The 18,266-nt window shown below is 60.9% G+C and carries 22 protein-coding genes; 5 read left to right on the forward strand and 17 right to left on the reverse strand.

Going from position 1 to position 18,266, the window contains the following annotated elements; translation table 11 throughout:
* Positions 1-26: 26 nt before the first annotated feature.
* Positions 27-350: a hypothetical protein gene (locus tag SynPROSU1_RS09550; RefSeq protein WP_222929879.1), complete on the reverse strand. Its 324-nt coding sequence runs from the start codon at positions 348-350 to the stop codon at positions 27-29.
* 136 nt (positions 351-486) lie between these two features.
* On the opposite strand from SynPROSU1_RS09550, the gene purS reads away from it, so the two are divergent.
* The 4 genes from purS (at position 487) to SynPROSU1_RS09570 (ending at position 3,552) form a co-directional block, all read left to right on the forward strand.
* Positions 487-741: a phosphoribosylformylglycinamidine synthase subunit PurS gene (purS, locus tag SynPROSU1_RS09555; protein WP_186570299.1), complete on the forward strand. Its 255-nt coding sequence runs from the start codon at positions 487-489 to the stop codon at positions 739-741.
* Positions 738-1,388: a phosphoribosylformylglycinamidine synthase subunit PurQ gene (gene purQ / locus SynPROSU1_RS09560; protein WP_186570300.1), complete on the forward strand. Its 651-nt coding sequence runs from the start codon at positions 738-740 to the stop codon at positions 1,386-1,388. Before purS ends, purQ begins: the two co-directional genes overlap by 4 nt.
* Positions 1,388-2,353 carry an LD-carboxypeptidase gene (locus SynPROSU1_RS09565; protein ID WP_186570301.1) on the forward strand — a complete coding sequence of 322 codons (966 nt, stop codon included), beginning with the start codon at positions 1,388-1,390 and terminating at the stop codon, positions 2,351-2,353. The genes purQ and SynPROSU1_RS09565 overlap by 1 nt, the downstream gene beginning before the upstream one ends.
* Before the next feature lie 74 nt (positions 2,354-2,427).
* Positions 2,428-3,552, forward strand: coding sequence for a CARDB domain-containing protein (locus tag SynPROSU1_RS09570; RefSeq protein WP_186570302.1), 1,125 nt, complete (start codon positions 2,428-2,430; stop codon positions 3,550-3,552).
* Positions 3,553-3,633: 81 nt separating this feature from the next.
* Here the strand turns inward: SynPROSU1_RS09570 and fba are convergent, their stop codons facing one another.
* The 5 genes from fba to accD form a co-directional block, all read right to left on the reverse strand.
* Complete coding sequence (fba, locus tag SynPROSU1_RS09575; protein ID WP_186570303.1) at positions 3,634-4,707, reverse strand: class II fructose-bisphosphate aldolase; 1,074 nt, start codon at positions 4,705-4,707, stop codon at positions 3,634-3,636.
* A gap of 120 nt (positions 4,708-4,827) precedes the next feature.
* Positions 4,828-5,895 carry a class I fructose-bisphosphate aldolase gene (locus tag SynPROSU1_RS09580; protein ID WP_186570304.1) on the reverse strand — a complete coding sequence of 356 codons (1,068 nt, stop codon included), beginning with the start codon at positions 5,893-5,895 and terminating at the stop codon, positions 4,828-4,830.
* A gap of 110 nt (positions 5,896-6,005) precedes the next feature.
* Positions 6,006-7,085 (reverse strand): Gfo/Idh/MocA family protein, encoded by a 1,080-nt coding sequence (locus SynPROSU1_RS09585; protein ID WP_186570305.1) that lies wholly within the window; start codon positions 7,083-7,085, stop codon positions 6,006-6,008.
* A 1-nt stretch (position 7,086) separates the two neighbouring features.
* Entirely contained in the window at positions 7,087-7,458 is a 372-nt protein-coding gene (locus SynPROSU1_RS09590) for a hypothetical protein (RefSeq protein ID WP_186570306.1), read from the reverse strand.
* Complete coding sequence (gene accD / locus SynPROSU1_RS09595; protein WP_186570307.1) at positions 7,455-8,336, reverse strand: acetyl-CoA carboxylase, carboxyltransferase subunit beta; 882 nt, start codon at positions 8,334-8,336, stop codon at positions 7,455-7,457. Before accD ends, SynPROSU1_RS09590 begins: the two co-directional genes overlap by 4 nt.
* Positions 8,337-8,523: 187 nt before the next feature.
* On the opposite strand from accD, the gene SynPROSU1_RS09600 reads away from it, so the two are divergent.
* Positions 8,524-9,066 (forward strand): ferritin, encoded by a 543-nt coding sequence (locus SynPROSU1_RS09600; RefSeq protein WP_186570308.1) that lies wholly within the window; start codon positions 8,524-8,526, stop codon positions 9,064-9,066.
* Positions 9,067-9,078: 12 nt separating this feature from the next.
* On the opposite strand, the gene SynPROSU1_RS09605 is transcribed toward SynPROSU1_RS09600, so the two are convergent.
* The 11 genes from SynPROSU1_RS09605 to SynPROSU1_RS09655 form a co-directional block, all read right to left on the reverse strand.
* Positions 9,079-9,876 carry an A24 family peptidase gene (locus SynPROSU1_RS09605; RefSeq protein WP_186570309.1) on the reverse strand — a complete coding sequence of 266 codons (798 nt, stop codon included), beginning with the start codon at positions 9,874-9,876 and terminating at the stop codon, positions 9,079-9,081.
* On the reverse strand, positions 9,864-10,151 hold the full coding sequence (locus SynPROSU1_RS09610) for a hypothetical protein (protein WP_186570310.1): 288 nt from the start codon (positions 10,149-10,151) through the stop codon (positions 9,864-9,866). Before SynPROSU1_RS09610 ends, SynPROSU1_RS09605 begins: the two co-directional genes overlap by 13 nt.
* 67 nt (positions 10,152-10,218) lie before the next feature.
* A complete protein-coding gene (locus tag SynPROSU1_RS09615) occupies positions 10,219-11,121 on the reverse strand; it encodes a phosphoribulokinase (protein ID WP_115025240.1) in 903 nt (300 codons plus the stop codon).
* Positions 11,122-11,185: 64 nt separating this feature from the next.
* Positions 11,186-12,259, reverse strand: coding sequence for a 3-isopropylmalate dehydrogenase (gene leuB / locus SynPROSU1_RS09620; protein WP_186570311.1), 1,074 nt, complete (start codon positions 12,257-12,259; stop codon positions 11,186-11,188).
* 32 nt (positions 12,260-12,291) lie between these two features.
* On the reverse strand, positions 12,292-13,335 hold the full coding sequence (gene lpxD, locus SynPROSU1_RS09625) for a UDP-3-O-(3-hydroxymyristoyl)glucosamine N-acyltransferase (protein WP_186570312.1): 1,044 nt from the start codon (positions 13,333-13,335) through the stop codon (positions 12,292-12,294).
* A gap of 35 nt (positions 13,336-13,370) precedes the next feature.
* The gene (gene proB, locus SynPROSU1_RS09630; protein ID WP_186570313.1) at positions 13,371-14,444 is read right to left on the reverse strand and encodes a glutamate 5-kinase; all 1,074 of its coding nucleotides are present in this window, start codon (positions 14,442-14,444) and stop codon (positions 13,371-13,373) included.
* The gene (locus SynPROSU1_RS09635) at positions 14,441-14,962 is read right to left on the reverse strand and encodes a YqeG family HAD IIIA-type phosphatase (protein ID WP_186570314.1); all 522 of its coding nucleotides are present in this window, start codon (positions 14,960-14,962) and stop codon (positions 14,441-14,443) included. The genes proB and SynPROSU1_RS09635 overlap by 4 nt, the downstream gene beginning before the upstream one ends.
* Positions 14,950-15,504 (reverse strand): DUF3727 domain-containing protein, encoded by a 555-nt coding sequence (locus SynPROSU1_RS09640; protein WP_186570315.1) that lies wholly within the window; start codon positions 15,502-15,504, stop codon positions 14,950-14,952. The genes SynPROSU1_RS09635 and SynPROSU1_RS09640 overlap by 13 nt, the downstream gene beginning before the upstream one ends.
* Positions 15,505-15,524: 20 nt before the next feature.
* Positions 15,525-16,001, reverse strand: a complete 477-nt coding sequence (ruvX, locus tag SynPROSU1_RS09645; RefSeq protein WP_186570316.1) for a Holliday junction resolvase RuvX — start codon at positions 15,999-16,001, stop codon at positions 15,525-15,527.
* Positions 16,001-17,032 (reverse strand): hypothetical protein, encoded by a 1,032-nt coding sequence (locus SynPROSU1_RS09650; protein WP_186572342.1) that lies wholly within the window; start codon positions 17,030-17,032, stop codon positions 16,001-16,003. The genes ruvX and SynPROSU1_RS09650 overlap by 1 nt, the downstream gene beginning before the upstream one ends.
* 38 nt (positions 17,033-17,070) lie before the next feature.
* Positions 17,071-18,231 (reverse strand): F420-0:Gamma-glutamyl ligase, encoded by a 1,161-nt coding sequence (locus SynPROSU1_RS09655; protein WP_186570317.1) that lies wholly within the window; start codon positions 18,229-18,231, stop codon positions 17,071-17,073.
* Between the last annotated feature and the right edge of the window lie 35 nt (positions 18,232-18,266).

Raw genomic sequence — 18,266 nt, forward strand, 5'->3', positions numbered from 1 at the left:
CTCTGCTCAGGTCTATCACCTCGATTTCACTCCAAAGGGATGGCTCCATTGGCGCAGACAGCGCCCCAACAGAGACTGCGCTCCGCCGTCCAAAACGGTTGCACCTGTCGCCAGGCCTCGTTCAACCCAACACGCATCATCATCTGACCAGTTCCGTCGTGGACAAATTCGACGCGCTGCTGATCCCAGGTCAACACCCAGCGCTGTCCAGGACTGTCGGCGACCATGCGGCAAGGGCTCCAGGCCTGCTGCCCAATCCGGCAGCGCATCGAGGCCGCGGCGGCGGCAGTTCCTACTCCGGAACTGCCAATCAGCACAACAACAACTGACCAGAGCTGGATGCGATTCACAGACTCCCCCTGGACAGCACAGTGACGAAAGGACTCCCTCTCACCATGCGACCGGGCAACGGTCACGCCGTCGGGGCGCACCGGATCTCTTCAGGGTTTGGTGTCTGTCAGGATTCGATCAGACCAGTTGCTGATCGTGCCGCGTTTTCAAGCCCGCGTCCTTGTGCGTCTGCGCCCCTCTGTGCTCGATCCAGCCGGAGAAGCCGCGCGTGGTGCCGCTGAACGTCTTGGGGTGGAGGGCCTCAGCAAACTGCGGATCGGCAAAGCCGTGGAAATGGAGGTGGAGGCTCCGAATGAAGAGGAAGCCCGCCGCAGGTTGGAATTGCTCAGCGATCGATTACTCGCCAACCCGGTGATCGAAGACTGGACTCTGGAGCTGCAGAACCCATGAGCATCGGGGTCATCGTTTTCCCCGGCTCGAACTGTGATCGGGATGTTCAATGGGCGACTGAGGGATGCCTCGGCATGAGCACGCGCCGTGTCTGGCATGAAGAGACCGATCTGAGCGGCTTTGACGCGATCGTGCTCCCTGGCGGTTTCAGTTACGGCGATTATCTGCGTTGCGGTGCCATTGCCCGCTTCGCGCCAGCCCTGCAATCCCTGATTGAGTTCGCGAAACAGGGCGGGCGGGTGCTTGGCATCTGCAACGGATTCCAAGTGCTGACAGAACTGGGCCTTCTCCCTGGCGCATTGACCAGAAACCGGGATCTTCACTTCATCTGTGAGGACGCGCCCCTCAAGGTTGTGAGTCAGCGCACAGCCTGGATGCAGGGGTACGACGGCGGAACGCTGACCTTGCCGATCGCCCACGGAGAAGGCCGTTATCAGTGCAGTGATGACACGCTGAAGCAGCTTCAGGACAAGGACGCCATTGCCCTGAGATACGGCAACAACCCCAACGGGTCGGTCGCCGATATCGCCGGCATCACCAATCCCAGCGGCACCGTTTTGGGCCTGATGCCCCACCCGGAACGGGCTTGTGATCCAGCCACTGGAGGAACCGACGGCCAACGCATGCTGGAAGCCCTGCTGGGCTGATGCAGAGCCGCCGAACGCTGCTGATCTCAGGGGCATCAGCCATTGCATCCACAGTCGTTACGGCCCTGCTCTCCCCAAGGGCCATGGGCGCGCAGGGGAGGTTGGCACCGCTGAAACCTGGAGCGCGCATCCGGGCGGTGAACCCCGGCACATGGATGGATCCAGACACCGATCTGCAACCCTTGATCGAGCGCTGTGATGCACAGAAATGGCATCTTGAAATCCCAGCCACCGTCACCCGTCAATGGCGCTACTTCTCGGGAACAGACCGAGAGCGGATCAGCGACCTGGCAGCGGCCTGGAATGATCCAACAGTCGATGCTGTTCTGACCCTTGGTGGCGGCTGGGGTGCCGCCCGCGTGCTTGAAGCTGGATTCCGCTTTCCGCGACGTCCCAAATGGAGTCTTGGGTTTTCTGACACCAGCTCCCTGCTGCTGGCCCAGTGGGCCGCCGGCCTGCCGGGGGGCATTCATGGATCAAGCGGCGGCACGGACGCGCAGTGGCAACGGACGGTTGCTCTGCTCCGGGGAGAACCGGTAGCCCCCCTTCAGGGAGAGCCGCGACGGCGAGGAATCGCTTGTGGCCCCTTGGTTGTCACCAACCTGACCGTGGCGACACATCTGATCGGAACGCCCTGGCTTCCCTCGCTGAAGGGCGCCATTTTGGTGCTGGAAGACGTTGGAGAAGCGCCCTACCGGGTGGATCGGATGCTGACCCAGTGGCGCAGCGCTGGCCTGTTGGAGCACTTGGCTGGGGTGGCTTGCGGTCGGTTCAGCTGGGCACAGGACGACATCCTCCCTGGAGATTTCACCATGGAGGAAATCCTTGAAGAACGCCTGGGCGACCTGGGTATTCCGCTTGTGCTCAATCTGCCGATGGGTCATGGTCGGCCCAACCAGGCGTTGCCGCTGGGTTCACAAGCACAACTGGATGGCCAGCGCGGCCTGCTCAGCCTGCTCCCCTGATCTGCGGGTGACGCGGGAAGCACTGGTGCTTCGCGGACTTTGCCGCTAGCGATGAACCAGAGCAGCTAACAATTTTGGCCGACCTCACCATCGCGAACACGGTTTCCGATCTGATCCAAGGCGATGTTCGCGAACATCTGCCATTGGAACGGATTCCCCTGCAAGGCGATGTGCTGGGGCTTGGGACCACGTCAAGTTTGGAGAACGGTGAACTCACCTTTCTTCGCAACGCCTCCGGGAATTCGGACATCTGGCGCTGCATCGCCCACAACGGAAGCATCATTCGGCTGCAGCCTGGGGACGGCAGCGGACATTTCCCTTATGTGTGCTTCACAGGAGATGCAACGGAGCTGCGTCGACCTGTTGAGCTGAGCTCGCTCAAGCAGCTGGAGCAGCAGCCAATCCAAGACATCATCAGCTCCGCGATCAAACAGCAACGCAATCGCGGGGCCCTGGAAGATGCCCCCATTTACGGAATCCGAATGCTGGCCCACTGGGATGAGCTGGTGATCACCGTGGCCTCCAAGCTCTGCATGGGGCAGCAACGACGGAACCGAGGTTTCTCCAGTGGTTCAGACAACGGCACACAGGCCGAGACGAGCATCTACGACATGCTCCAGCACTATCGTCTCGCGCCGTTACCGCCTGAGCAACCCGGCGATCCGATCAGCTATCTCGGCAAATCGATGCAATGGGATTGCTGCGGGTTCTTCGACTGTGAACCGGAACAGGGGCGCGTCACGGTTCCCAAAGCAGGCGATCATCTGCATCTGCATGGCTGCAGCACCGACCTGGCCTATGGGGGCCATGTTCTGCATGATCATCCCCACACCCGCCTGGGGAGGATCGAACAACTGGTGCTTTACCCGCTGCAGTCAATTGAATCGCTCTGCAGTGATCTCGCCATCAATCACCTGAACTATGAGAAGGGCCAGATCCAGTTCAGCGTCACCAATGCTGGTGCCCTTGATGTGAGCGACGTGGGGGTGGCTGTGATCGTCAACGACCGCTTCAGTGATCACCGTTATCTGCAGATTCCCTGGATGAATGCTGGAGCGAGCGAGAGTTACAGCCTGGCCTGGCAGCTGCCCCCTGGTCAGCACTCCATCTCAGTGATTGCCGATCCCCAAGAACTGGTCATCGAACCCCAGAACCGGCGCCAAAACAATCGGATGGATCTGAAGGTCAACATCTCCTAAACAAGCCAGATTCACGGCAAAAAAAAGGGGGACCGAAGCCCCCCTGTGATCCGAAAATCGTTTCACTCAAGCGGTGATTGATCAGGCAGCGACGGCAGCCTTGGGATCAAGAGCACCCTTGGCATACAGGCCGGCGTAGTGGGTGATGCTCTGCTGCTGGATCTTGCTGGCATTGCCGGCAGCCCAGAACTGCTGATAGCGGTCAAGGCAGACCTGCTTCATGTACTTCCGAGCCGGCTTGTTGAAGTGGCGGGGATCGAAGTTGGCGGGGTCGGCCATGGCTGCCTCACGCACAGCAGCGGTAAAGGCCAGACGGTTGTCGGTGTCGATGTTCACCTTGCGCACACCGTTGCGGATGCCCTCCTGGATCTCTTCGACGGGAACGCCGTAGGTCTCGGGGATGGAACCACCGTGCTTGTTGATCATCTCCAGCCATTCCTGGGGAACAGAGGAGGAGCCATGCATCACCAAGTGGGTGTTGGGGATGGCTTTGTGGATCTCAGCGATGCGGCTGATGGCCAGCACTTCGCCTGTGGGCTTGCGGGTGAACTTGTAGGCGCCGTGGCTGGTACCGATGGCGATAGCAAGAGCATCACACTTGGTTTTGGCGACGAAGTCAGCAGCCTCTGCAGGATCGGTGAGGAGCATGTCTTTGGACAGCTCACCCTCGAAACCGTGGCCGTCTTCAGCTTCACCCTTACCGGTTTCCAGGGAGCCCAGACAACCCAGCTCACCTTCAACACTCACACCCACGGAGTGAGCGAAGTCAACAACCTGCTTGGTGACGTTGACGTTGTAGTCGTAGCTGGCGGGAGTCTTGGCGTCGGCTTCCAGGGATCCGTCCATCATCACGGAGGTGAAGCCGTTGATGGCAGCGGAGTAACAGGTATCAGGAGCGTTGCCGTGGTCCTGGTGCATCACCACGGGGATGTGGGGATAGGTCTCGGTCGCGGCCAGGATCAGGTGACGCAGGAAGATTTCGCCGGCGTAGCTGCGGGCACCGCGAGACGCCTGCAGGATCACGGGGCTGTCGGTCTCGTCAGCCGCTTCCATGATGGCCTGGACCTGCTCGAGGTTGTTCACGTTGAACGCAGGGATGCCATAGCCGTTTTCGGCGGCATGGTCGAGCAAAAGCCGAAGCGGAACGAGCGCCATAGGAAAAATCTGATACGGAACCTTGACGGAAAGACTCCGCCGGGCGATGACTTTACCTATTTGTGTTCAAATTGTCACCAAGCCCGTCCAAACAAACGACAGGGCTTGGTGAAATTCGATTCAGTAGGTGTAACCGGCGACAAACAACTGTTCATCCGACGAAGGCTGGGAGCCAGCAACGTATTTGCCGCGTGAGGCTTCAGAGTTAGCTTGGGCCCTTGCAAACAGTGCTTTCTGGCCAGCTTCAGTGTTGGTCCCACCCCAGCCTTTGAGGCAAGAGTGCTGCAGAGCTCGGCCATAAGAGAAACCAAGGTTCCACTTGGCCTTGCGCTCAATGCTGTTCATATGGTTCAAGTACACCGAAGCAGCTTCTTCACTCAAGCCTCCGGAGAGGAACACAATGCCGGGAACACTGGCAGGGACACTGCGCTCGAGGGTTCGCACCGTCATCGCCGCGACTTTTGCAGGGTCTGCCTTGTCTGGGCAGTCCGCGCCCTGAACCGTCATCGAAGGCTTCAGCAGAGTTCCTTCAAGCAAGACACCGTTGGCGTAGCAAGCGTGATACACCTCCTGTATGACGTGTTCCTGAACTCGAGCGGTGGTTTCGATGCTGTGGTTGCCATCCATCAGGATTTCGGGCTCCACGATGGGAACAAGGCCGGATTCCTGAACCGAGCGGGCATAGCGAGCCAAGCCCCAAGCATTTTCGCGAACAGAGAGGGCTGAAGGGCAGCCATCTGCAGTGATTTGCAGCACAGCACGCCACTTGGCGAAGCGAGCGCCCTGGGCGTAATAGTCGGCAGCACGCTCAACCAACCCATCAAGACCAGTGCAGAGCGTCTCGACGGCGTTGGCGCCACCAAGGGGCCTTAGGCCCATATCGACTTTGATGCCGGGAATGATTCCAAGCTTGCCCAGCTTGTTCACCATGGACTCGCCGTCAGCATGGTTTTGGAAGAGGGTCTCTTCGTAAAGAATGGCTCCGCTGATGAAATCTCCAAGCCCCGCAGTGGTGAAGAGCATCCCCCGATAGGCCTGGCGATTGGCTTCGGTGTTCTCCACTCCGATGGAGCCAAGGCGCTTGCCGATGGTCTTGGTGGACTCATCAACAGCAAGAATTCCTTTGCCAGGTGAGGCGAGGGATTGTGCAGTTGAAATCAGTTCGGAGGTGTAATCCGCCAGAGCCATTGAGTCGATTCAATCGACGTCAATTCTTCAATCGAAATCGAAGCACCAACGCACGTGAGTTACAGATAGGCCTTTAAATTGGAACCAAGGGATTGCATCATTTGGCCCAATCAGATGTGAGCAAGTGACGCTTCCACTTGATCACATGCGTTGCGGCTCATCACACCTTCGGCCAAACCAGGAATCATCGGATTGCCATGACGGATGCTCTCGGCCCACCAACCCAACACTCTGGCAACGGGCGCAATCCGACCATCACTCCAATTTTGATTGAACGCGAGGTCCGCATCGAGCGGCACCTCTTTTAGACCGCCACCCAACGCTGCGTGCTGAAGTTCGAATCCATGCACATAATCCTTCTGGTTGCTGCTGCTGAGCACCAAGGATCCCTCTGATCCAGTGACATCGAGGCAGAATCCCCGTCCGCATCGGGACACCGAACTCAGGCTGACCTGGGCTGGCACCGGCATGTCAGGTCGGCCTTGCCAGTGCAGATTGGCCTGCACCAACGACACATCGGGTGCATCAACGGGGGCCAAACCACCCTCCGGGTGCGGTCGCTGAGGAATCGAGACGCTGTTCAATGCTTGAACAGACCCCACAGGACCAACCAACCAAGCGAGCATGTCGAAAGCATGGGTTCCCAAGGCTCCGATCACACCTCCACCCTGATCCGCCTCGGCATACCAGTTCCAGCCACGTTGGGGATCGGCACGGCTGCCCATCAGCCAGTCCAGTTTCACCAGCCAGGGCGTGCCAACAGCACCAGCTCGCAGCAGACGCTCCGCCTGCATGAACAGAGGTACAGCCCGATATTCGTAATCAACTCCCACCGAAAGTCCCCGTTCCATGGCCAGCCGCTGCAGCTCTCTGGCTTGATCGGCATGCAAAGTGATGGGCTTCTCCAGCAGCAAGTGCTTACCCGCCTCAAGGGCTCGACGGGCTAACGCAAAACGCGGTGCAGGGGGGGTGGCAATGACCACCGCTTCCACAGCAGGATCAGCCAGCAGAGCGTCCCAGTCGCTGTATCCCTTCAGGCCGTGGTCGGCCTTCGCGGCATCCAGCCGCTCTTGGCGTGGGTGCCAGAGGGCAACCGCCTGAAGATCGGGAGCTGCGGCAAGCGCCGGTAGGTGCACCTTCTCCCCAAAGCCGAGACCGGCAACGGCAACACCAATGGGTTGTGGAGACATCTCAACTGGAGAGGGGTTCGGTGCAGACAGCCTCCATCACGGAGGTGATCAGCCCGTCGTCTCCAGCAGGCTGCCATTGGGCACGAAACCGCGGCAAACCATTCACCTGTTTGTCGCGATAGAGACCTTGGGCACAGTCCAGCTGCATCACATAAAGCTCCCCAGCGGGTTGATCCCCATCGTCAGTCGCCGCTGGCGTAAAACGACTCAGCACCGTTCGGAATCCATCCCGGTCGATGCGAACACTGCCGCGATCCCACCACTGCTGACCCGCGTCAGTAACAGGAACTTCGATCCATTCGACAGGGGCCGCCAGAACAGGTGCGACCCAGCAGATCAACCCCAGGATCAAAGCAAGTCCGGACCTGATCATGCGCTGGTGAGCTCCATCGATTTGCTGCCATGCAAGCGCAGCAGGTTGGCCAACGTGGAGCGCAACTGGGTGCGTGGAACGATCGTGTCCACGAACCCGTGATCCTGCAGATACTCAGCCGTCTGAAAATTGTCCGGCAACTTCTCCCGCAGGGTCTGCTCAATGACGCGGCGCCCAGCGAAGCCAATCAGCGCTTTCGGCTCCGCCAAAATGAGGTCTCCCAGCATGGCGAAGCTGGCTGTGACGCCTCCGGTGGTGGGGTGGGTGAGCAAAGGCATGTAGAGCAGCTCGGCTTCACGGTGGCGTTCCAGTGCTCCAGAGATCTTCGCCATCTGCATCAGGCTGAGCATCCCCTCCTGCATCCGGGCACCGCCAGAGGCGCAGACGATCAGAAGCGGCAGCTTGCGGGCCGTGGATTCCTCGATCAAACGGGTGATTTTTTCCCCGACCACAGATCCCATCGACCCGCCCATGAAGCGGAAATCCATCGCTGCCAGCCCCATGGGAATGCCCTCAACACGGCACAGGCCGGTCACCACGCCATCCCGCAGCCCCGTCGAGGCCTGACTCTCCCGCAGCCGATCGGCGTAGGCCCGTCGATCTTTAAACCCCAGAGGATCAACCGGTGAGAGATCAGCATTCAGCACCTGGAAGCTGTCTGGATCAGCGATCAGCGCGATGCGTTCGGCACTGTCAATCCGGTGGTGATAGCCGCAGTTGGCGCAAACGCTGGCATTCAGTTTCAGGTCTTTGACGTAGACCACCTGCCCGCATTCAGGGCATTTGCTCCACAGACCATCGCCTTCATCAGGTTCCTGCTTGACATTGGCGACGTACTGACCCTTGCGGCGATCAGCAAACCAGTCGAACAGAGACACACAAGGCTGTCAGCTCTCTCCATTAAAAGCTGCCCTGGGGAGAGCCTTCGAGCTGGAGCAATGACGAACCAACCACGCTCTACAGCCCCAGAAGGTGATCCATGCTCTGAGGGGATGTTTTTTTTGTTTTTGAAGCCAAGAAATGCAGTCTCTAACCTGCTGATGACGAGATTGAACGCCATCAGGCATGACCTCCCATACAGCGGCGATCAACAACCATCTTTCCCTTGAATTCCAAGCCAGCCATACCTATTTGGCCATGGCGATCTGGCTGCGGGAAAAAGATCTCATCGGCTTCTCCAGCTACATGCTGAACAAGAGCATTGAGGAAAGGGGTCACGCCTCCAAGCTGATCTCGTACCTGGTGGACAGTGATTGCAAAGTTCAATTGCCCACCATTGACTCGCCGCAACGGGACTGGGAGTCAGTCGAAACATTGTTCGACATGGTTTACAGCATGGAAAAAGACGTCACACGCTCAATCAACAACATCTACAGCCTCGCGGAGAAGCAGGGAGATCGCACCGCGACAGCCATGCTCGATTGGTTTGTCGAGGAACAACTTCAGGAAGAATCAGAAGCCCGTTTTGTAATCAAAAGGCTGCGCTTGGCCGATTCGAACAGCGCTGCGTTGATTCTCCTGGATCAGCAGTTCCTGGATGGGACGCTGCTCGCCAATGTGAAAGCGGGGGGAGCCTTTGATGCGACGGCTGGCGGTGCCGGAGCGTGAAGCGTGGCGGCTTCAGACGCCCAGCAACATCAACCACTCACTCCACCACCACATCGGACCGGTCAGCCAGACCAACCAGATTCCGAGAGCAATAAACGGACCGAAGGGGAAAGGTTCCCGAGGGCCCAGCCGTCCACTTAATCGAGCAGTGCCTCCGACCGCGGCACCCGCCGCAATCGCAATGGCCATGGCGGCTGCAATCCCCCCAGGGCCAAGCCATGCCCCGCCCAGCGCCGCCAACTTGGCATCACCCAGACCCAGCGCAGGTTGCCCCAACAGCCGTTCGGCCAAGGCACTGAGGCCTTCCAGAAGCAGCAAGGCAAGCACCGATGCGATCAGATGGGTTGAAACCGCGGAGACCCCACCAACGCTGCTGACGAACAACCCCAGCACCACACCCCAGCGACACAGGGGCTCCGGCAGCCACAGGTGATCCAAATCGATCAGCACCAGGGGCAGCAGCAGCGCGATCAGAGGAAGACCCGCCCAGGGGAGCCAGAGATCGGGAAGCCCGGCACCAGCACCAGGCCATACCAATACAGCCGACATCCACAAGCCGGCACTCAGGACCTCCACCGCTGGATAGCGCCAGCTGATCCCGGCATGACAGTCCCGACAACGCCCCCTCAGCAGCAGCCAACCGAGCACCGGGAGATTGTCATGCCAGCGAATGGAATGACCACATTTCGGGCAGTGGCTTCCCGGGAAGACCACGGATTCCTGACGGGGCAAGCGCCACACCACCACGTTGGTGAAGCTGCCGACGCAGGCGCCCAGCAGGGCAATCCAAAGCAAGCTCAACCCTTCCATCGAGACCGGCCACGGCTCGTGCGACTCCGGATCAGATCGATCGCGATGAACTCCTCATCCGGCAGCAGGACAGGAGTCTCGAAGACCACCCGACCATCAGGCTGCTGCGGATCCACGACAACTCCTGTGGGCTCCTGTCCCGCAGGGGTGTTGGAGAGATACGCGAAGTAGATCCTTCGGGCTTGAGCGATCAGCGTACGGCTGTCAATACGATCCCAGCGCGGAGCCGACGGAACACCCGAAGCTCCACGAATTTCGAAGGAGGGCGTTGACAAAGAAATAGAGCCCACCTGATCACTCAGATGGGCTCATTCTAGAGATGAATGTTGTATCGAGAAGCGATCAGCTGACCTTCTTCTTCTCTTCGATCATGCGGTGAATGATCGGAGTGAGGATCAGTTCCATTGCAAAGCCCATCTTGCCGCCGTTCACCACGATGCTGGTGGGGCTGGACATGAAGGAATCGTGGATCATGCTCAGCAGATAGCCAAAGTCGATCCCCCACTTCTCGCGAGCACCCTTGCGGAAGTGAATGATCACGAAACTTTCATCAGGCGTCGGGATGTTCCGGCAGATGAAGGGGTTGGAGGTGTCCACCGTGGGAACCCTCTGGAAGTTGATGTCGGTCTGACTGAACTGGGGGCAGATGTGGTTGATGTAATCCGGCATCCGGCGCAGGATCGTGTCAACGATCGCTTCAGCGGAATAGCCGCGCTCAGCATTGTCACGGTGGATCTTCTGAATCCACTCGAGGTTGGTGATCGGCACCACGCCCACCAGCAGGTCAGCCAGGGCCGAGACGTCGTATCCCTCTCCCTTCACGCCACCGTGAAGGCCTTCGTAGAACAGCACATCGGTGCCCGAAGGGATGTCTTCCCAAGGCGTGAACTGACCCGGCTCGAGGTTGACGCCGAGACGGGCGTTGTGTTCGGCAGCTTCTTCGGGGCTGTGCAGGTAGTAGCGCTTCTGACCAGCACCGGTCTCGCCATAGGTGCGGAACAGCTCCTCGAGCTTGTCGAAGAGGTTGGCCTCAGGGCCGAAATGGGAGAAATTTTCACCCTTGGCCAGGGCATCCGCCATGGCCTTTTTCATGGGCATCCGCTCGTAGCGGTGGTAGCTGTCGCCTTCCACCACTGCAGGGGTAATGCCCTCCCGCGCAAAGATGTGCTCGAAGGCGCGCTTGACGGTGCTGGTTCCAGCTCCGGAAGAACCGGTAACAGCGACAACCGGATGACGCTTCGACATCGATGCGGGGACTAGTGGCCCGGAGATCTTGCCAGATCAGGGCCCAATTGCACCAATCCAAAGTTCAAAGAGCTTTGAGCAATTCCTCACCCATGGCGCGACAACCCAGCTGAGTGCAGCCTTCTGCCATCAAATCACCGGTGCGGAATCCGCCGGCCAGAACGGCATCAACAGCGGCTTCGAGATCATCGGCAGCAGCACCCTGCTTCAAACCGGTGCGCAGCATCATCGCGGCCGAGAGCACCATGGCCATCGGATTGGCCTTGTCCTGACCGGCGATATCGGGGGCCGAACCATGCACAGGCTCAAAGAGACCAGGTCCTTCACTGCCGAGGGAGGCCGAGGGCAGCATTCCGATGGAGCCAGTGAGCATTGCCGCCTCATCGCTGAGAATGTCGCCGAAAAGATTCCCGGTGAGCAGCACATCGAACTGACGGGGGTCGCGCACCAGCTGCATCGCCGCGTTGTCCACATACATGTGGCTCACATCGACATTGGCGTATCCAGGCGCCATGGCATCGACACGGTCACGCCAGAGCTGGCTCACATCAAGAACATTGGCCTTGTCGACCGAGCACAGCCGTCCACGCCTCTCCTGGGCGATCTCAAAGGCCACCTTTGCGATCCGATCCACCTCCGAGCCGGAGTAGGTCATGGTGTTGAAGCCACGCTCGTCTCCCTCGGTCTCGATGCGTCCCTTGGGCTGACCGAAGTAAATCCCACCGGTGAGTTCACGCACCACCATCAGATCAACTCCCTCGATCACCTCGCGCTTGAGGCTGCTGGCCTCAATGAGGGCGGGGACAATCTTGACCGGGCGAAGATTGGCAAACAACTCCATGCCAGAGCGCAAACCGAGCAGGCCGGTTTCCGGGCGCTTTTCGCGGGGAAGACTGTCGAAGCGAGGGCTACCGATGGCAGCCAGCAACACAGCATCGGCTGACTTGCAGGCTTCCAGGGTGCTGGCGGGAAGTGGCTCACCAGTGGCATCAATAGCGCTGCCACCGATGGGCTGTTCCTCGAAGCTCAGCGAAAAGCCATGACGCTGACTGACGACCTCCAGCAACTGGCGGGCGACAGCGGTGATCTCCGGGCCGATCCCATCACCGGGCAGAAGAACAACGCGGTGCTGAGCCATGACGGTGTAGTGCGGCAGGTCGACCGCTGAGGTTACTGAGGGGAGTCGCGTTTGAGCTCGCGCAAGGTCTTCGCCATCTCCGGCAGCTTGCTGAAGGCTGCAGAGCAGCGCAACCAGAGGCGGTTCGGAATCGCGGGATAACCGCTCACCACCTCACCGGGGGCTACCTCACCGTGGATACCGCTTTTGGAGCTGGCGATGGCACGGTCACCCACAACGGCTCGATTGGCGACACCCACCTGGCCCGCCAGGATGACCCCCTGACCGATCCGCGCACCCCCAGCGATTCCTACCTGGGAAGCGAAGGCACAGCCGCGGCCGGTGGTGACGCCATGGCCGATCTGAACGAGGTTGTCGATCTTGGTGCCGGCTCCAATGCGCGTCTCCCCCACCGATGGACGGTCGATGGTGGTTCCACATCCCACCTCAACGCCATCTTCAAGAACGACCAGACCGGTCTGCGGCATTTTTCGCCATCCCTTTGCGGTTGGCACGAAGCCGAACCCCTCAGACCCGACAACAGCGTTGGAATTCACCACGCATCCCTTTCCAAGACGGCTTCCTGGATGCAGCACCGCATTGGCGTGCAGCTCACAGCTGTCACCTATCACCACATCGTCGTAGATCACAACCCCGGGATGAAGGATGCAATCGGACCCGACACGACTCCCCTCGCCAATGCACACCCGAGGGCCAACAGCACTGCCTGGGCCCACCACAGCCCGTTCATCGATCACCGCCGAAGGATGAATCTCCGCCAACGGCCGGCGGCGGGGATGCAACTGATCAAGGGCTTCGGCAAAGGCCAGACGGGGGTCAGCGAAGACCGCAAAGGCGATGCCACGCCCAGAGGCAAGATCAATCAGATCCTGTTGGTCCGGCAGCAACAGAGCGCCGACGCTGCTGGCACCCAGGACAGCGGTCAGGGCGTTGCCCTTCTCCAGAAAACTGAGTTGCGAGGCTGAGGCCTGATCGAGCGAAGCGGCACCCTCAAGCCACGGATCCACTCCGGGCTGGCTCCAGCGCAAGCCTGCATCACCGGTCTGCAGAACCTTGATCAGGGTGCTGAAACGCATGGCAGCCACGACATTCGCGCGGATCGTAGACGTGGTTAACGACCGCGCAGCACCAGAACATCCCGATGCACCACCACCGGAGAAGGTTCACCCGATGATGCGGCGTGCATGGCAGCCCGAAGCTGGTCGCTGTCCATCGAGCAGAGGCCACGGCCCACGTCAATGCCGCTGGGGCCCAGCAACTGAACGGGCTGGTTGGCAGCGAAGTGTCCACGCACCGCCGTCACACCAACCAGCAGCAGAGACGCACCACGGTGCTTCAGAGCGTCGCAGGCCCCCGCATCAAGCTGGAGTTCACCCTCAGGCCGGAGCGCATGGGCCAGCCAGCTGCGTCGATTGCCCAGGGGTTCAGGGTGGGGATGGAACACCGTTCCACCCCGTTCCCCCTGCAGCAAAGCGTCCAAGCGAGAGGGATCACGGCCGTCGGCCAGCTGCACCGTGATGCCACTGGCGGTTGCGATGCGGGCTGCCGCCAGCTTGGTCGTCATGCCCCCGGTGCCCCAGCGACCACCATCCCCCGCCCCCTGTTCCAGCTGGTCCAGGTCCCGGGGATGGCGGACATCTGAGATGGGCTCGGCGTTTGCATCGACCCGAGGATCCGAGGAGTACAGGCGATCAACATCTGTCAGCAAGATCAGTTGCTGCGCTTCAACGGCGGCGGCCACCAAAGCCGAGAGGGTGTCGTTGTCGCCGAAGCGCAACTCCGCCGGGGAAAGGGCATCGTTCTCGTTGATCACCGGCAGCACCCCCCAGCTCAGCAGCTGCCGCAGGGTGCCCGAAGCGTTCTGATAACGACGGCGATCGGCCAGGTCGGAGCGAGTCAGCAGCACCTGGGCCACGGAACGACCATGGCGGGCCATGGCCCGTTCATACAGCGCCATCAGCGCCCCCTGGCCGATGGCAGCCGCCGCCTGCAGGGCCACCACCGTGTCGGGGCGATTGGTGAAGGCCAGCTTCTGGCAGCCCAGCCCGACGGCACCACTGGTAACCAGCACCACCTGGTCACCGCGGTCCATGGCCGATGCGAAGCAACGCGCGTAGCCCTCAATGGTGGCTGCGGTCTCACCCCTGAGCAGGCTGGTACCGATTTTCACGACCCACAGGGTCATGCTGACGGCGCCCCCATCCAGCGCGCCAAAGCGCGTTCAAAACGCTGCACACGGTCATGGCGACAGGCCTTTCCGTCATCCTTGACGGGTCGAACCAACACCGTGTAGAGCCCCATCCGGTTGCCGCAGAGCACATCCGTGAACAGACGGTCACCGATCATCGCAATCGCGTGCGGTGGCACAGCGAGATCGCGAACCACAGCGCGCAGTGCTCCACGACGCGGTTTTCCAGCCCCGGAGGTGAAGCTGACCCCGAGCTGATCGGCCACGGCAGCGATCCGACCGTGGGACGGGTTGTTGCTGAACAAATGCAGTTGCATGCGACGGCCAGCATCCACCAACCACTCGCGAACAGGCTCTGGCAGGGTCACATCACGACCGGGCAGAAGGGTGCGGTCGACGTCAATCACAGCGGCCCGCAGACCGTGGGCCGTGAGGTAGGGAAGCGAAAGCTGGGCAATCGTGAGCCGTGGATCCCAGTCGGGTGTCAACCAGTGCTGTCCCGTCAATCCGGCCATTCACGCTCCTCCAGTTCCGCCTCAATCAAAGGTTGAACACGATCCAACTCATCGTCGCTCAGCAGCACCGCCTGGCCATCCTCCATCCGCACCAAAACGAGGAACGGGTCAAGGGGGATATAGAGCCCGTATTCCTCCGACTCGACCATGAAGCTCACCAGGAGCTCAAAAGTCTCGGCGTCCTCGTCGACATCGTCGTCCTCTTCCAGCTCATCGAGCTCATCCTGATCCGGCTCATCCAATTCACCACTCACCGTGAGGGTGATCGCCGATCGCACCAAGACCAAGTCGTGCTCCTGAAGCACAACATCAGCCACCGACAGAATCGGCTCACTGCTGGCAACTTCCGTGATCGGCACCGGCTCAGCCTCATCATTGAGTCGAAACAGCGACACCGGCGTGTCCACCGGCGAAAGCAAGGCGTAGTCCTGCCCCTCGAGGGGGATCAGGTGCTCCAGGAAACACAGCAGGTCATGGCCCTCGCGATCACGGACCAGCAGGGTCGGATGATCGCTGCTCTTTCCGGGTCCCGACTCAGACATCGACGCGGTTCTGACTGGGCTCAGGATCCACCATCGGCAGCCCGGACGCCCGACCTTGAAGCACTCCTCTGGGCCGGTTTGAGCTCCGGCCCCTCGACAAGCCACTGCTCCAGCAGCAACGCAGCAGCTGCGCTGTCCAGACGCCCGCTGCGGTCCCCCGTCAGCCCGAATTGCTCACCGGCCGCCCAGGTGCTGCTGTGCTCATTCACCCACGCCAGGGGAAGCTCAAGGGCATCGGCCAGACGCAGGCCGTAGCGCTGGCAGTGTTCCGCCTGAGCCGTGGGCTGGCCCGAGGCATCCAGGGGCAAGCCAACCACGAGGCCCTGCACCGAACGTGCACTGCAATGGGCACGGAGAACGACTAGATCGGCATCAAAACGACCACGACGCAAGGCCGAGAGAGGCGTCACGCTGATGCCAAGGGGATCGCAGCCAGCAAGACCAATGCGCTTCCGACCGACATCCAGGCTGAGGATCGAACAGGGTCGCGGCCGCATTAGTTCCGGTCACCCAGGCTTGGGGTCGGGAGGGGTGTGCCCTGGGGCCGCAGTCGGCCAAGCACCTGATCCAGCGATCGCGTCAGCTGCAGGTTGCGCTGGGGTGATTGACGGCGCCACATGCTGCGTCCCAGCAACAGCTGCTCATCGCCACGGGTCCAACCCTCCGCTTCAAGAATCCTGCTGAGTGGCGCATCGTCAAATGCCGTGAGCAACCCGCTGGGCCGGCCTCGCTGGCGAATCCCGTTCAACACGCTGGGAAGAGCCTGATCCAACCGTGGATCCCAGGCGATGTCCCGCATCAGCTCCACAAGACCGGCCTCTCCAGCGTCGGGGAGTCGGATGCAGCCCGCCAGAACAGCGTCTCCAGCCATGAGCACCCCGCAACCCGGTCCATGCCGGTCAAGCAGATCAAGCCAGTGGCGGTCAGTGATCTGCCGAAGGTGGCTGTAGCTGCCGCCCTGCTCGATGGGCCAAAGCAACTGGGCTGTGCGGCGGTTGAGAGCTGACCAGCGCAAACCCGCGGGCAGCTGATCGGTGGTCCCCTGCTCAGCGTCCGTGCTGGGTGGGAGCCAGCACTGGTAGGGGCGAAGCGGTTGAAAGCCGAGTTCCCGCAGCAGAGCGATGGCCTCGGCATCCGTGGCAGGACATCGGATCACCCAGCTGCAGATCTGGGTGGTCCAGGAGTGCAGGGCCTGCTGAAGCAAGGCCTGCTGAATCATGCGATGACTGTGATCATCGACCGTCCCAAGCAGCTCCGGCAATTGGAGGATCCAGCAGCTGCCACGACGGTTGAACGGCCGCGCCACAACGCTGGCCACCGGGCGGTCACCGTCGAGGGCCAGCAGGCAACGCGGCGAGCGACTGGGGAGCAGATCAGGGAAGCGCTGCTCCACTGAAGAGAGCCATTCTCCGATCAGAAAGCCCTGAAAACGCGACAGCTGTTCAACCGGCGCGTCTTGAACCCACCGGGCCAGATGGGCTGGATTGAGTGGCTCAATGCGAATCGAGGATGTCTTGGGTTCTTCCACTGGACACCCCTCCAACCCCACTGATCACAATGTATCGCTCATTCCAGCCCTGGCCGCACCAACACCAGGGGGGTGCGCTCGTTGGCATTGCCAGCTGGATTGGGGCGGAGGGCCCTCCCCAGCAATTCCTCATCACAACCAGGGCTGGAGGCCAGAACCTTCACGCGGCCGAGGTCGTTGACATCCACGATGGCGACGTCAACCCCGAGTTCGGCAGAGGCGTCACGACAGAACTGCTCGGCACGGGATGGACCCAGAACAATGGTCTGGTCGTAGGGCGGTGTTGTTCCTGTGATGTCGTCGATCAAACGGGCCTGATCACCGGCGAGGCGATAAAAACCTCCGGGGACGCCAACCAGCTTCATCAACAGTCCCCCCAGCCAGGCGGCAAGAACGCGGGTCGGCCCGACCAGATCAATCAAGGTCTGCATGCCGCAGGCGGTTGCCAGGCTGCTGGTGGGGTGGAACACACGGCAGGCCAGACGCGCAACCATCCCTGGCTCGACTTCACTGGGGTGGCGGTAGCGCCCCTGGATCACAGCAACGGGGGTCTCGCCGATGGTGAGAATGTCGCCGGGCTGGATCAAGTCAGCGGCATAGGTGCGCAAGACCGCAATGGCATCGTCCAAGGGTCCGAGCAAGTGGGTTCGAAGCGGCAGCACACGGCAACCCTCCCCTTGCGTGAAGTGGGCTTGATCGGGCTGCAGCGGCTGTGGACGCCGAAGAGGAACCAGCACACCCTGACGGCGCTGCGTGCGACCGAAGGGTCCGTAATTCACCCAGTGCGCATCGACCCAAAGGCTGTCGACCCGAGCTGAGGGGGATGAACCGGTGATCTCGATCGAAACTCGGGCGCGCGTGCTCTTGCGTCCCTTGACGATGTAAGCCGCCCAGTAGCCATCCGCCCGGGTCTCCTCATCGGGATGATCAGCAATGATCCGCGTTTTCACCTCCAGGCCAGCGGTGTCGGACGAGCCAAGAAGCACGGGTTCGACCCGCAGTTCCGGCACAAAGACCTCCATCCGGGGGTGGGGGTTGCTGATCTCCAGCACACCTTCGATGCGGAGGCGCCCCCCCAGGTCATCCACGCGCCAATCCTGGGGAGTCATCCGCAGCGGCGACGCTGGCCGAAGGCGATGGCGGAGCTCCAGCCAGGCCACACCCAGTCCAAGGCCCAGCGGAGCAAACAACAGCGACACAGCGGATCCGGCTCAGCGACCGGGACAACTGGCCG

Origin of the sequence: Synechococcus sp. PROS-U-1 (assembly GCF_014279755.1) — a bacterium.
Taxonomy (GTDB): domain Bacteria; phylum Cyanobacteriota; class Cyanobacteriia; order PCC-6307; family Cyanobiaceae; genus Parasynechococcus.

What these genes read in the sequence shown, in the direction of transcription:
- purQ (WP_186570300.1), top strand. Translation starts at nt 738, where the DNA reads ATGAGCATCGGGGTCATCGTTTTCCCCGGCTCGAACTGTGATCGGGAT.
- SynPROSU1_RS09565 (WP_186570301.1), top strand. Translation starts at nt 1,388, where the DNA reads ATGCAGAGCCGCCGAACGCTGCTGATCTCAGGGGCATCAGCCATTGCA.
- fba (WP_186570303.1), bottom strand. Translation starts at nt 4,707, where the DNA reads ATGGCGCTCGTTCCGCTTCGGCTTTTGCTCGACCATGCCGCCGAAAAC.
- SynPROSU1_RS09580 (WP_186570304.1), bottom strand. Translation starts at nt 5,895, where the DNA reads ATGGCTCTGGCGGATTACACCTCCGAACTGATTTCAACTGCACAATCC.
- SynPROSU1_RS09585 (WP_186570305.1), bottom strand. Translation starts at nt 7,085, where the DNA reads ATGTCTCCACAACCCATTGGTGTTGCCGTTGCCGGTCTCGGCTTTGGG.
- SynPROSU1_RS09590 (WP_186570306.1), bottom strand. Translation starts at nt 7,458, where the DNA reads ATGATCAGGTCCGGACTTGCTTTGATCCTGGGGTTGATCTGCTGGGTC.
- SynPROSU1_RS09600 (WP_186570308.1), top strand. Translation starts at nt 8,524, where the DNA reads ATGACCTCCCATACAGCGGCGATCAACAACCATCTTTCCCTTGAATTC.
- SynPROSU1_RS09605 (WP_186570309.1), bottom strand. Translation starts at nt 9,876, where the DNA reads ATGGAAGGGTTGAGCTTGCTTTGGATTGCCCTGCTGGGCGCCTGCGTC.
- SynPROSU1_RS09615 (WP_115025240.1), bottom strand. Translation starts at nt 11,121, where the DNA reads ATGTCGAAGCGTCATCCGGTTGTCGCTGTTACCGGTTCTTCCGGAGCT.
- leuB (WP_186570311.1), bottom strand. Translation starts at nt 12,259, where the DNA reads ATGGCTCAGCACCGCGTTGTTCTTCTGCCCGGTGATGGGATCGGCCCG.
- lpxD (WP_186570312.1), bottom strand. Translation starts at nt 13,335, where the DNA reads ATGCGTTTCAGCACCCTGATCAAGGTTCTGCAGACCGGTGATGCAGGC.
- proB (WP_186570313.1), bottom strand. Translation starts at nt 14,444, where the DNA reads ATGACCCTGTGGGTCGTGAAAATCGGTACCAGCCTGCTCAGGGGTGAG.
- SynPROSU1_RS09635 (WP_186570314.1), bottom strand. Translation starts at nt 14,962, where the DNA reads ATGGCCGGATTGACGGGACAGCACTGGTTGACACCCGACTGGGATCCA.
- SynPROSU1_RS09640 (WP_186570315.1), bottom strand. Translation starts at nt 15,504, where the DNA reads ATGTCTGAGTCGGGACCCGGAAAGAGCAGCGATCATCCGACCCTGCTG.
- ruvX (WP_186570316.1), bottom strand. Translation starts at nt 16,001, where the DNA reads ATGCGGCCGCGACCCTGTTCGATCCTCAGCCTGGATGTCGGTCGGAAG.